General features: G+C 59.8%; 10 protein-coding genes and 1 pseudogene. 8 read left to right on the top strand and 3 right to left on the bottom strand.

What is annotated here, in order from left to right; all coding sequences use genetic code 11:
- Nucleotides 1-4: 4 nt before the first annotated feature.
- The 7 genes and pseudogenes from H4P12_RS03845 to H4P12_RS03875 all read left to right on the top strand — a co-directional run bounded on the left by H4P12_RS03845 (nt 5) and on the right by H4P12_RS03875 (nt 7769).
- On the top strand, nt 5-481 hold the full coding sequence (locus H4P12_RS03845; protein ID WP_187792251.1) for a formate dehydrogenase subunit gamma: 477 nt from the start codon (nt 5-7) through the stop codon (nt 479-481).
- A complete protein-coding gene (locus H4P12_RS03850; protein ID WP_187792252.1) occupies nt 478-2001 on the top strand; it encodes a formate dehydrogenase beta subunit in 1524 nt (507 codons plus the stop codon). Before H4P12_RS03845 ends, H4P12_RS03850 begins: the two co-directional genes overlap by 4 nt.
- A pseudogene (gene fdhF, locus H4P12_RS03855) lies at nt 1998-4903 on the top strand (formate dehydrogenase subunit alpha). Before H4P12_RS03850 ends, fdhF begins: the two are co-directional and overlap by 4 nt.
- Nucleotides 4904-5728 carry a formate dehydrogenase accessory sulfurtransferase FdhD gene (gene fdhD / locus H4P12_RS03860; RefSeq protein ID WP_187792253.1) on the top strand — a complete coding sequence of 275 codons (825 nt, stop codon included), beginning with the start codon at nt 4904-4906 and terminating at the stop codon, nt 5726-5728. It begins immediately after the preceding pseudogene.
- Complete coding sequence (locus H4P12_RS03865) at nt 5718-5918, top strand: formate dehydrogenase subunit delta (RefSeq protein WP_187792254.1); 201 nt, start codon at nt 5718-5720, stop codon at nt 5916-5918. Before fdhD ends, H4P12_RS03865 begins: the two co-directional genes overlap by 11 nt.
- A 54-nt stretch (nt 5919-5972) precedes the next feature.
- A complete protein-coding gene (locus H4P12_RS03870) occupies nt 5973-6920 on the top strand; it encodes a diacylglycerol/lipid kinase family protein (protein ID WP_187792255.1) in 948 nt (315 codons plus the stop codon).
- A gap of 3 nt (nt 6921-6923) precedes the next feature.
- Nucleotides 6924-7769, top strand: coding sequence for a metallophosphoesterase (locus tag H4P12_RS03875; RefSeq protein ID WP_187792256.1), 846 nt, complete (start codon nt 6924-6926; stop codon nt 7767-7769).
- On the opposite strand, the gene modC is transcribed toward H4P12_RS03875, so the two are convergent.
- From modC to modA, 3 genes are read right to left on the bottom strand one after another with little or no spacing between them, the layout of a single operon-like run.
- Entirely contained in the window at nt 7679-8800 is a 1122-nt protein-coding gene (gene modC, locus H4P12_RS03880) for a molybdenum ABC transporter ATP-binding protein (protein WP_425498202.1), read from the bottom strand. The two genes, H4P12_RS03875 and modC, sit on opposite strands and share 91 nt — an antisense overlap.
- Nucleotides 8797-9495, bottom strand: a complete 699-nt coding sequence (gene modB / locus H4P12_RS03885) for a molybdate ABC transporter permease subunit (RefSeq protein ID WP_187792257.1) — start codon at nt 9493-9495, stop codon at nt 8797-8799. Before modB ends, modC begins: the two co-directional genes overlap by 4 nt.
- A 4-nt stretch (nt 9496-9499) precedes the next feature.
- Nucleotides 9500-10264, bottom strand: coding sequence for a molybdate ABC transporter substrate-binding protein (gene modA, locus H4P12_RS03890; RefSeq protein ID WP_187792258.1), 765 nt, complete (start codon nt 10262-10264; stop codon nt 9500-9502).
- A gap of 301 nt (nt 10265-10565) precedes the next feature.
- Between modA and rpsA the strand changes: the two genes are divergently transcribed.
- Nucleotides 10566-12245, top strand: a complete 1680-nt coding sequence (gene rpsA, locus H4P12_RS03895) for a 30S ribosomal protein S1 (protein ID WP_187792259.1) — start codon at nt 10566-10568, stop codon at nt 12243-12245.
- Nucleotides 12246-12325: the final 80 nt, after the last annotated feature.

Below are 12325 nucleotides of genomic sequence, written 5' to 3' on the forward strand. Positions count from 1 at the left end.
AGCCATGCATTTCAATGCGCCAGCCCCGACGTCCGAGGATATTCGTGCGATCGTCACGCCTCTGACCGCGTTGGAAGGACCACTGTTGCCCATGCTGCATGCGTTGCAGCAGGAATTCGGGTTCATTCCCCAGGGTGCCGTTCCGGTTCTGGCCGATCTGCTGAACCTTGGTCGTGCCGAGGTGCATGGGGTCATCAGCTTTTATCATGATTTCCGTGATGCGCCTGCGGGTCGGCATGTGTTGAAGATCTGCCGGGCCGAAGCTTGTCAGTCGATGGGCTGCGATGCGCTGGCGCAGGCGACCCTGGACAAGCTGGGCATCGGCTGGCACGAAACCACCCGCGATGGCGCGGTGACGGTAGAGCCGGTTTATTGTCTGGGCATGTGCGCCTGTGCGCCTGCCGTCATGCTGGACGGACAGGTTGTCGCGCGCGTCGATACGGCAAGGATGCAGCACCTGCTGGACGAGGTTGGCGCATGAAGATTTACGTCCCAATGGACAGCGCCGCCAAGGCCCTTGGCGCGGATGAGGTGGCCCGTGCCATCTTGCAGCACGCCGGGGCCCGTGGCTTGGATGTGCAGATGATCCGCAACGGCTCTTACGGGATGATCTGGCTGGAACCGCTGGTCGAAGTGGATCTGGGGCAGGGACAGGGGCGTCAGGCCTATGGCCCGGTCACACCTGCCGACGTTCCGGCCCTTCTGGAAGGCAAGTTGCAAAGCCTTGGGCCGGTTCAGGAAATCCCGTTCCTTGCCGGTCAAACCCGACTGACCTTTGCCCGCTGCGGCGTGATAGACCCGCTGGATCTAGATGATTACGAAGCACATGGCGGTCTTGTCGGGGTGAAGCGGGCCATTGCAATGGGCGCCCGCGATATCTTGCAAGAGGTCGTGGACAGCGGTCTGCGTGGTCGCGGCGGCGCGGGCTTTCCGACCGGGATTAAGTGGAAAACCGTGGCGGATGCGGATGCGGCACAGAAATATATTGTCTGCAACGCGGATGAGGGCGACAGCGGCACATTCGCGGACCGCATGATCATCGAAGGGGATCCCTTCAGCCTGATCGAGGGCATGGCCATTGCCGGGATCGGCGTTGGCGCGACGCGTGGCTATGTCTATCTGCGGTCCGAATATCCAGACGCGATCAGGGTGCTGACCGATGCGGTGGATATCGCGCGGGCGCGCGGGTTGCTTGGTCCCAATGTGCTTGGCTCACCCCATGCCTTCGACATCGAGGTTCGGACAGGGGCCGGGGCCTATGTCTGCGGCGAGGAGACCGCGCTGCTGAATTCGCTGGAGGGCAAGCGTGGCACTGTCCGCGCCAAGCCGCCTTTGCCTGCACTGGAAGGGTTCATGGGCAAACCCACGGTGGTCAACAATGTCATCTCGCTGGCGACGATCCCCGTGATCTTTGAAAAAGGCGCCGGGCACTATGCCGATTTCGGGCTGGGCCGGTCGCGCGGCACGGTCACGCTGCAAATCGCGGGTAACATCAAACATGGCGGCCTGTATGAGACAGCTTTCGGCGTGACCTTGGGACAGGTGGTGAATGAGATCGGCGGCGGCACAGCCTCGGGTCGTCCGGTCAAGGCGGTGCAGGTGGGCGGTCCGCTTGGGGCCTATATGCCGGTGGAAAAATTCGACACGCCCATTGGCTACGAGGAATTTGACCAGCAGGGTGGCCTGATCGGCCATGCCGGTCTGGTCGTCTTTGACGATACTGCCGATATGCTGCACATGGCCCGCTTCGCGATGGAGTTCTGTGCCGTGGAAAGCTGCGGCAAATGCACGCCCTGCCGAATCGGTGCGGTGCGTGGCGTCGAAACGATCGACCGGATTGCGCAGGGCGACACCGCTGCAATCGAACTGTTGACCGATTTATGTGATACAATGCGCGACGGGTCGCTTTGTGCGCTTGGCGGGTTTACCCCTTATCCGGTGATGTCGGCGCTGACACATTTCCCCGATGACTTTGCGACCCAGAAAGAGGCAGCCGAATGAAGGATTTCATCATTCCGCAATTCCCGCCCGGCGATGATCGCGACATGGGCACGAAAATCGGCACCGGTGCGCCGGTATCGCTGGTGATCGACGGGATCGCCGTCACGGTGCCTGCGGGCACGTCGGTGATGCGCGCCGCTGCCGAAGCGGGCGTTGACGTGCCCAAACTGTGCGCCAGCGACAATATAGAAGCCTTCGGGTCTTGTCGGTTGTGTGTGGTTCAGATTGATGGCCGGCGTGGCACGCCTGCCTCCTGCACGACGCCGGTTGCCGAGGGAATGGTGGTCCACACGCAATCTGAAAAACTGCGCAAGCTACGCCGCGGCGTCATGGAGCTGTATATCAGCGATCACCCGCTGGACTGCCTGACCTGTTCGGCCAATGGTGATTGCGAATTGCAGGATGCGGCGGGGGCCGTGGGGCTGCGCGATGTGCGCTATGAAGCGCCTGTGGGCGGCAGGCTGGACAACCATTTTGCCCGCCGCAACGGGGCCGAGGTGAATGCCCTTTATATCCCCAAGGACGACAGCAATCCCTATTTCAGCTATGACCCGGCGAAATGTATTGTCTGCTCCCGCTGCGTGCGTGCCTGCGAGGAAGTGCAGGGCACCTTTGCGCTGACCATCGAAGGGCGCGGATTTGACAGCCGTGTCAGTGCGGGCGCGATTGGCGACGATTTCCTGACCTCGGATTGTGTCAGTTGCGGCGCTTGCGTGCAGGCTTGCCCGACCGCGACCTTGCAGGAAAAATCGGTGATCGAGCTGGGAACGCCGCAGCGCTCGATCATCACGACCTGCGCCTATTGCGGCGTTGGCTGTTCGTTCAAAGCTGAACTGAACGGCGATCAACTGGTGCGCATGGTCCCTTACAAGCACGGCAAGGCAAACCGGGGCCATAGCTGTGTCAAGGGGCGCTTTGCCTATGGCTATGCCAAGCACAAGGATCGCATCCTGAACCCGATGATCCGCAACAGCATTGATGAGCCGTGGCGAGAGGTGGGTTGGGACGAGGCCATGGCCTTTGCCGCCAGCCGCATCGCGACATTCAGAAGCATCATGGCCGCCAGTCCATCGGCGTCATCACCTCCAGCCGCTGCACCAATGAGGAAACCTATCTGGTGCAGAAACTGACCCGCGCAGTCTTTCGCAACAACAATACCGACACCTGCGCACGGGTCTGCCATTCGCCGACCGGCTATGGTCTGGGCAAGACCTATGGCACCTCGGCCGGGACGCAGGATTTTGATAGCGTTGCGGATGCGGATGTCGTCGTTATCATCGGCGCGAATCCGACGGATGGGCACCCGGTCTTTGCCTCTCGCCTGAAGGCACGGCTGCGTCAGGGGGCGAAGCTTATCGTGATCGACCCGCGCCGCACGGATATCGTGCGTTCCGCCCATGTCGAGGCGGCCTTTCACCTGCCACTGAAACCCGGCACCAATGTGGCGGTCGTGACGGCAATGGCGCATGTGATCGTGACCGAAGGGCTGTTCGACGAAGCCTTTATTCGCGAACGCTGTGACTGGGACGAATTTCAGTATTATGTGGATTTCGTCGCCGATCCTCGCCATTCCCCCGAAAACATCGAGGCAATGACCGGCGTCCCAGCCGATGATTTGCGACAGGCCGCGCGCCTTTATGCGACGGGCGGCAATGGGGCGATCTATTACGGACTGGGCGTCACCGAACATAGCCAGGGTTCGACGACCGTCATCGGCATCGCCAATTTGGCCATGCTGACCGGAAATATCGGTCGCGCGGGCGTGGGCGTGAATCCCTTGCGCGGGCAGAATAACGTGCAGGGCTCCTGCGATATGGGCAGCTTTCCGCATGAATTGCCCGGCTATCGCCACGTGAAACTGCCCGAGGTCCGGGCGATCTATGAAAACGCGTGGGGGGTGGAAATCGATCCCGAACCCGGCCTGCGCATCCCGAACATGCTGGATGCGGCGGTCGAGGGCACCTTTCGCGGGCTGTATTGTCAGGGCGAAGATATCTTGCAGTCCGACCCGGATACACACCACGTGGCCGCTGGCTTGCGGGCGATGGATTGCGTCATCGTCCATGACCTGTTCCTGAATGAGACGGCAAATTACGCCCATGTCTTCCTGCCCGGTTCGTCGTTTCTGGAAAAGGACGGCACATTCACCAATGCCGAACGCCGCATCAATCGCGTGCGTCGCGTGATGGCGCCGCGCAACGGCTATGAGGATTGGGAAATCACCCAGATGCTGGCCAATGCGATGGGCGGAAACTGGACCTATACCCACCCGTCGCAGATCATGGATGAAATCGCGGCCACGACGCCCAGCTTTGCCAATGTCAGCTATGAACTGCTTGAGGAGAAAGGCTCGGTCCAGTGGCCGTGCAATGGCTCTGCCCCCGAAGGCACGCCGATGATGCATGTCGATGGCTTTGTCAGCGGAAAGGGGCATTTCATGGTCACGGAATATGTCGCGACCGACGAACGCGCCGGGCCTCGCTTCCCCTTGCTGCTGACCACGGGGCGTATCCTGTCGCATTATAATGTGGGTGCGCAGACGCGGCGGACGGAAAATGTCGTCTGGCATCCCGAGGATATATTGGAAATTCATCCTCATGACGCCGAACAGCGTGGCGTCAAGGAGGGGGATTGGGTGCGGCTGGCATCGCGGGCGGGCGAAACCACCCTGCGTGCGACACTGACGGACCGGGTTGCGGCGGGCGTGGTTTATACGACCTTCCATCACCCGACGACGCAGGCTAACGTCGTGACCACGGATTTTTCGGATTGGGCCACGAACTGCCCGGAATACAAGGTCACAGCGGTGCAGGTCAGTCCTTCGAATGGTCCGTCGGACTGGCAGGAAAGCTATAACGCGCAGGCCGAATTGGCCCGGCGGATTTTGCCAGCGGCGGAATGAATGACATTGCCGGACCCGACAGCACGGGCGAAAGCCAGCCATTATCGGAACAGCAGCGTTTCCGCAGTCAGCCGCGAGTTGCCCGAGGAAACGGCTGTGGCGATGGTTTATAACGGCTCGACCCAGGCGGTGATGATGGCGACGCCTGCCGATCTGGAGGACTTCGGCTATGGCTTTTCGCTGACCGAAGGTATCGTCGATCACCCCGATCAGATTGCTTCATCCGAGGTGATCGCGCATCCCAAAGGATTGGAAGTGCAGATGTGGCTGGCCGAAGACCGGGCCGAGGCGATTTCAGCGCGTCGGCGCGCGATGGCCGGACCAGTGGGCTGCGGGCTATGCGGGATCGACAGTCTGGATCAGGCGGTGCGGGATCTGCCCGACCTCAGCAACCTTGGGCCGGGCTTGACCGTCGCGGAAATCAGCGGCGCCACCGACGCCTTGCGTGCGTGGCAACCCTTGCATGATCGCAGCCGCGCGGTTCACGCTGCCGGATTTCTGATGCCGGGGCATGGAATCCTGATGGCCCGCGAAGATGTGGGCCGCCACAATGCGCTGGACAAGCTGATAGGTGCGATGGCGCGTCAGGGTGTTGATGCAGGGCAGGGGATGTTCGTGTTGACCAGCCGCGTCTCGGTCGAGATGGTGCAGAAAAGTGCGATGGCGGGCTGTGCCGTGCTGGTCGCGGTGTCGGCACCAACCCTGCACGCGCTGCGTCTGGCCGAACAGGCCGGGATCACGCTGGCCGCATTTGCGCGCGGCGATGGTTTCGATCTGTTTTCACATCCCCACCGACTTTCCGACAGGATTTCCGATGTCGCCTGACAAGATGATCCGCATGGCGAACCAGATCGCGACCTTTTTCAAATCCCAGCCGGGCGACGCACCGGAAAAAATTGCTGACCATCTGCGCGACTTCTGGGAGCCGCGGATGCGCCAGCAATTGTTAAGCTATATCTCGCAAGGGGGCGAGGGGCTTGACGAATTGGTGACGAAAGCCGCGTTGCGATTGTGAAACCGGAACCGGTTTGGCGGGTTAGGCTGAAACAGCAGAGCCACGGAACTGGTTATGACGCAGAAAAACCCCCAGCCAGTCGACCTCTCAAAAGCGCGGCTTTGTGTGATCCGAAATCGCGGGTCAGGGAAAGAGGACGATCAGGTCGTCCGGACAATCACCGAAGGATTGCAGCCGTTTGTTGCAGAATTTGACCTGCGGCAGACCGATGAAGGCAGTCAGTTGCTGGACATGGCACGACAAGCTGTCGATGACGGTTTCGATATCATCGTTGCCGCCGGAGGCGATGGCACACAGTCTGCCGTTGCTGGTGCGCTTGCCGGCAGCGATGCAACGATGGGCGTCTTGCCCGGCGGCACCTTCAACTATTTCGCGCGTGACCTTGGCGTGGGCGAAACGATGGAAGACGCCATTCAGACTTTGCGCAATGGCGTCGCGAAACAGGTGGATGTCGGTCAGATAGAAAACCTGATTTTCCTGAACAACGTCAGTCTGGGCATCTATCCGCATATCCTGAAAACGCGGGAAAGCATCTATCGCAGGTGGGGGCGCTCTCGCATTGCGGCTTATTGGTCGGTGCTGGTCGCGCTGCGCCGTTTGCGCCATCCCATGAACTTGACTGCCCGTGTCGAGGGCGAAAGCAAAAGCTATTCCACCGCCTTGGCCTTTGTCGCACGCAGCGCCTATCAACTGGAAAGTTTCGGGTTGGAAGGTGCTGACGCCATACGCGATGGCAATTTCGCAGTCTTGATTGCAAAGGCGCGCAAACCCGTTCCTTTGCTGCGATCTGCCCTTCGGCTGACGATTGGTCTAAGTGCAAAGGATAGCGATTTCGACCTGATCATCACCGACGAAATCAACATCGAAACATATAAACCACAGCAGTTGATTGCGCATGACGGCGAAAAGACCCGACTGGCAAGCCCGTTTCATCTGAAGGTCTGGCATGATGCCCTGACCGTATTGGTGCCCGCCGGTGGAGAGAACAAGACCAAGGACTAAGTCGTGACGCGTATCCTTCATTTGTCAGATCTACACTTCGGATTTGAGCGGAAACAACTGGTCGGACCGTTATTGGCACTGGTAAACCGCCTGCGCGCCGATCTGGTCGTCGTGACCGGCGACCTGACGCATCGCGGGCGTCCCGGTGAATATCGCAAGGCTGCCGAGTTTCTGGACCAGATAACCGCTCCGGTCATGGCTGTTCCGGGCAACCATGATGTTCCGCTTTATAATATTCCGGTCCGCTTTCTGATCCCCTACAGGAACTATGAACAAGCGATCAGTCCCGACCTGTCGCCAACCCGGCAGGCAGGTGACGTTCGCGTTTTCGGCGTGAACAGTGTCGATCCGTTCACCGTTCAGCGCGGCGTTCTGCGACCCAAGGATATTACGGGTGTGATTGCCGGGCTGGATCCCCTGGCCACCAATATCGTCGCGCTGCATCACCCGATGGAGCAGTTGCCACAGGTGGATAAGGAGTTGGCCCGCAATGCGCCGCAATCCCTGGCATCCATGGCGCAGGCCGGGGTTCAGATCGCGCTTAGCGGGCATCTGCATCTGTATGATACGGATATGCTGATGGCGGTGACGGCTTACCCTGAAATCCTGCAGGTTCAGGCAGGGACGGCGCTATGCGACCGTGCGGGTGATCTGCAGAATGAGTTTGCGGTGCTGGATATAAACGGGACCGAACTGACCATCGAGCGGCACATCGCACCGATGGACCAGCAGGGATTTCAGCCCCCCTTGTTGCAGCACTATTCCCGCGCTTCGGGTGTTTGGGTTGCGCTGGATCGGGATACGGAAACACTTCCGGGCGCGACCGAGACGGTCTTCAGAACTGCATGAACCGATTTGCCGGGGCGGAGGTTCAAGGTTGCTGCCGAGCGGCGGGTGATGTGGGACAGGATCGTCTCTGTTCCCATATCCAGCCGCACCAGAACGCCCTCGGGCGTATCTGACAGATCGCGGATATGTGCTGCGATGATATTCAGCGCAGATATGCCGGTTGGCGGTTCAAGCGCCAGAAGCACATCCTTGGCCATGATCCGCAGGCGCAATTCAGCGCCGGGCTGTAACCGATGCTGTGCCAGCCACAGGGAACCGCCAGATGTTTGCAGCCGGGCCAGCCCATCGGCTTCTATCGCCTCGACCCGTGCGCGAATGATCGCCCCCGCCTCGGCCATCCCCAGCAAAGAAGCGGTCGCCGGATCGCTGAAAATCTCGCTTGTCGGACCCGCCGCCACGACGCGTCCCGCATTAAGCATCACAACCGTGGTTGCCAGACGTGCAACTTCGCTGACCGAGTGGGTCACATAAAGGATCGGCAGGTGCGTTTCATCCCGCAGGCGTTCCAGATAGGGCAGGATTTCGGCCTTGCGGGCATCGTCCAGCGCAGCCAGCGGTTCATCCATCAACAGCATCCGGGGACGCGACAGGATTGCGCGCCCAATCGCGACACGCTGTTTTTCACCGCCCGACAAGGCACCGGGGCGACGCGTCAGCAAATGCTCAATTCCCATCATGTCGACGATATGACCGAAATCCGTGCTAGCTTTGCGGGTTTTCGCGAACCAGCCGCCATAAAGCAGGTTTTGTCGAACCGTCAGATGCGGAAACAGCCTGGCATCCTGAAAGACATATCCAACTTGGCGCCGATGCGCTGGCAGATACTGTCGTTTGGCGCTGTCATAGAAAACCACGCCATCCACCTCGATCTGGCCGGAATCGGGCCGGGAAAGACCGGCAATTGCATTGATGATAGTTGTCTTTCCCGAACCGGATTGGCCGAACAGCACCGTCAGCCCTGCGGGCGCACTGAACCCTGCATCCAGATCGAAGCCCAAGAAATGCTGTTGAATATTGACCACCAGCATCAGTTTGCCCTGATCCGCTTGGCGACGGCCTGCGCCACCCATTCGGACAAGGCCAGGGCGGCAATGGCGATGAAAATGGCGATCAACACCAGTTTTGCGGCCGAACTTTCACCGCCGGGCACTTGCAGGAATGAATAGATGGCGGAGGGCAAGGTTTGCGTCTGACCTGGAATGTTGGAGACGAATGTGATCGTTGCCCCGAATTCGCCCATGGCCTTGGCAAAGGCCAGCACCATGCCTGCCAGAATACCGGGCAGGATCAGCGGCAGGGTCACGGTCAGAAAGACCCAGAACCGGGACGCGCCAAGGGTCGAGGCTGCAGCCTCCAACCGGGGATCGACCGCCTCGACCGCCAGACGGATCGCGCGCACCAGCAAGGGAAACGACATCACGGCAGCGGCCAAAGCCGCGCCGGTCCAGCGGAAGGCAAAGACGATGCCGAACCATTGATCCAGAAACTGTCCGACCGTTCCGCGCCGTCCGAAGGTCAGCAACAGCAGATAGCCCGTCACGACGGGGGGCAGCACCAGCGGCAAATGGACCAGCCCGTTCAGAACGCCATGTCCCCAGAACCGCCATCGCGCCAGCGCATAGGCCACCAGCACGCCCAACGGCAGGCTGGCCAACACCGCGACGATCGAAACTTTCAGCGACAGGGCAACGGCCTGCCATTCCTGCGGGGTCAGCCAGTCGGTCACGTGATCACTTCAATACGGTAAAGCCCTGTTTCTCGAAGGCTGTTGCAGCCTGATCCGACGATAGCACATCATAGAATGCGCGGTCAGCCTCATCCGCAGCAACGCTGGTCAGCGCGGCCGGATAGATGATCTTGGGATAGCTGTCAGCGGGAAATTCTCCGATCACGGTGACATTGTCCTCGGCTGCGGCATCGGTGGCATAGACGATGCCATAAGGCGCCTCGCCGGTCGCGACCAGGGCCAGTGCGGCACGCACATTGTCGACCTGCGCAACATCCGGCGCAACCGCATCCCAGATTCCAAGGGTTTCCAGCGCCGCCTTGCCATATTGACCGGCGGGCACGGAATCGACCAGGGCCATCGCCAGTTTGCCGTCGCCCAGCATGGTGGGCAGGTCCAGATCTTTCATCGCATCTTCCGACAGCACTTCGGCCTCTTGGCCATGCGCGATCAGGACCAGCTTGTTGCCCAGCAGGTCTTCGCGCGTGCCCTCGGCCAGCAGTCCGGCCTTTTCGACCTCGTCCATCCATTCCTCATTGGCCGAAATGAAAATATCGGCAGGCGCCCCCTGAATGATCTGCTGCGCCAGCTGGTTCGACCCGGCATAAGAGATCGTGACATGATTTCCGGTGTCTTCAGTATAGCTGGCGGCAACCTCGTCCAGCGCGTTTTTCAGCGATGCGGCGGCGAAAACGGTGATCTCCTCTGCCCAGACCGGCAGGGCGGTCGCGGTGAAGGCGGTGGCAAGTAGGATGGAGCCTGGACGCATTAATTCTTCCTCCCGGAGCTGGCTGCGATATATCCGGCAGAACATAACCACATCAGGAATTCCGCCCGCAAGAGTTATTTCCGACCGGCCATATCGCAAGAGATGCAATTTATCGTTGAGTTTCCCTGTTTTCACGCTTATATCGGCGACAGTCTTTCGGGCGAAATGGTCACAACAGGCCACTGCAAATATGGGTCGGGCGAACAGCCGCGACCCTTTGTCGTTCCCAAAGGACACCATAAAGACCGGCGGAGCCAACCGTCAGGCCAGAAAAAACGATGAAAAAGGAAACCGTTACTGCATGTGCGCTAAAACAACGATGGAGGAATTCGAAGCCCTCCTGAACGAAAGCTTCGAAATTGACACCCCCGAAGAGGGTTCGGTTGTCAAAGGCAAGGTCATTGCGATTGAAGCAGGCCAGGCCATCATCGACGTCGGCTACAAAATGGAAGGCCGCGTTGATCTGAAAGAATTCGCAAATCCCGGTGAAGAAGCCAAACTGGCAGTCGGCGACGAAGTCGAGGTCTATCTGGACCGCGTCGAGAACGCCCGCGGTGAAGCTTCGATCTCGCGCGAAAAAGCGCGTCGTGAAGAAGCCTGGGATCGTCTGGAAAAAGCCTATGCTGACGAAGAGCGCGTCGAAGGCGCCATCTTCGGTCGCGTCAAGGGCGGCTTCACGGTTGATCTGGGCGGCGCTGTCGCGTTCCTGCCGGGTTCGCAAGTGGACGTTCGTCCAGTTCGCGACGCTGGCCCGTTGATGGGTCTGAAGCAGCCATTCCAGATCCTGAAAATGGATCGCCGCCGTGGCAACATCGTTGTCTCGCGCCGCGCCATTCTGGAAGAAAGCCGCGCCGAACAGCGCGCGGAAGTCATTGCCAACCTGACCGAAGGTCAGACGGTGGACGGCGTTGTCAAGAACATCACCGAATACGGCGCCTTCGTCGATCTGGGCGGTGTTGACGGTCTGCTGCACGTCACCGACATGGCATGGCGCCGCGTCAACCACCCGTCGGAAATCCTGACGATCGGTGAAACCGTCAAAGTTCAGGTCATCAAGATCAACAAAGACAGCCACCGCATCAGCCTGGGCATGAAACAGCTTCAGGCCGATCCGTGGGATACCGTCGGCGACAAATTCCCGATCGGTTCGGTCCATCAGGGCCGCGTGACCAACATCACCGATTACGGCGCATTCGTTGAGCTGCAAGCCGGTGTCGAAGGTCTGGTCCACGTTTCGGAAATGAGCTGGACCAAGAAGAACGTCCATCCCGGCAAGATCGTCTCGACCTCGCAGGAAGTCGAAGTCATGGTGCTGGAAATCGACGAAGCCAAGCGTCGCGTTTCTCTGGGCCTCAAGCAGACGCAGCGCAACCCGTGGGAAGTCTTTGCAGAGACCCATCCATCGGGCACCGTCATCGAAGGCGAAGTCAAGAACATCACCGAATTCGGTCTGTTCATCGGCCTCGACGGCGATATCGACGGTATGGTTCACCTGTCGGACATCAGCTGGGATGCCCGCGGCGAAGACGCCATTCAGGACTACCGCAAGGGCGACATGGTGAAAGCCGTTGTTCAAGACGTGGATGTCGAGAAAGAGCGTATTTCGCTGTCGATCAAAGCCCTGGAAAACGAGCATATGGCCGAAGCCGTTGACGGCGTGAAGCGTGGCTCGGTTGTGACCGTGGAAATCACCGCGATCGAAGATGGCGGCGTCGAAGTGGAATACAATGGGGTGAAGTCGTTCATCCGTCGCAGCGATCTGGCCCGCGACCGTCAGGACCAGCGCCCCGAGCGCTTCCAGGTCGGCGACAAGGTTGATGTGCGCGTCACCAATGTCGACACCAAGACCCGCCGTCTGGGTCTGTCGATCAAGGCACGCGAAATCGCCGAAGAAAAAGAGGCCATCGACCAATACGGCAGCTCGGATTCGGGCGCGTCGCTGGGCGATATCCTTGGCGCGGCTCTGAACCGCAATAACTGATTTTTATCAGTTGTCAGAACAGAAATCCGCCCGGCAAATAGCAGCCGGGCGGGTTTTTTTGTGCGGATTTGGGGACTTGG

It is taken from the genome of Paracoccus amoyensis, from assembly GCF_014490725.1.
Classification (GTDB): Bacteria; Pseudomonadota; Alphaproteobacteria; order Rhodobacterales; family Rhodobacteraceae; genus Paracoccus; species Paracoccus amoyensis.

What these genes read in the sequence shown, in the direction of transcription:
- H4P12_RS03845 (WP_187792251.1), top strand. Translation starts at nt 5, where the DNA reads ATGCATTTCAATGCGCCAGCCCCGACGTCCGAGGATATTCGTGCGATC.
- H4P12_RS03850 (WP_187792252.1), top strand. Translation starts at nt 478, where the DNA reads ATGAAGATTTACGTCCCAATGGACAGCGCCGCCAAGGCCCTTGGCGCG.
- fdhD (WP_187792253.1), top strand. Translation starts at nt 4,904, where the DNA reads ATGACATTGCCGGACCCGACAGCACGGGCGAAAGCCAGCCATTATCGG.
- H4P12_RS03865 (WP_187792254.1), top strand. Translation starts at nt 5,718, where the DNA reads ATGTCGCCTGACAAGATGATCCGCATGGCGAACCAGATCGCGACCTTT.
- H4P12_RS03870 (WP_187792255.1), top strand. Translation starts at nt 5,973, where the DNA reads ATGACGCAGAAAAACCCCCAGCCAGTCGACCTCTCAAAAGCGCGGCTT.
- modA (WP_187792258.1), bottom strand. Translation starts at nt 10,264, where the DNA reads ATGCGTCCAGGCTCCATCCTACTTGCCACCGCCTTCACCGCGACCGCC.
- rpsA (WP_187792259.1), top strand. Translation starts at nt 10,566, where the DNA reads ATGTGCGCTAAAACAACGATGGAGGAATTCGAAGCCCTCCTGAACGAA.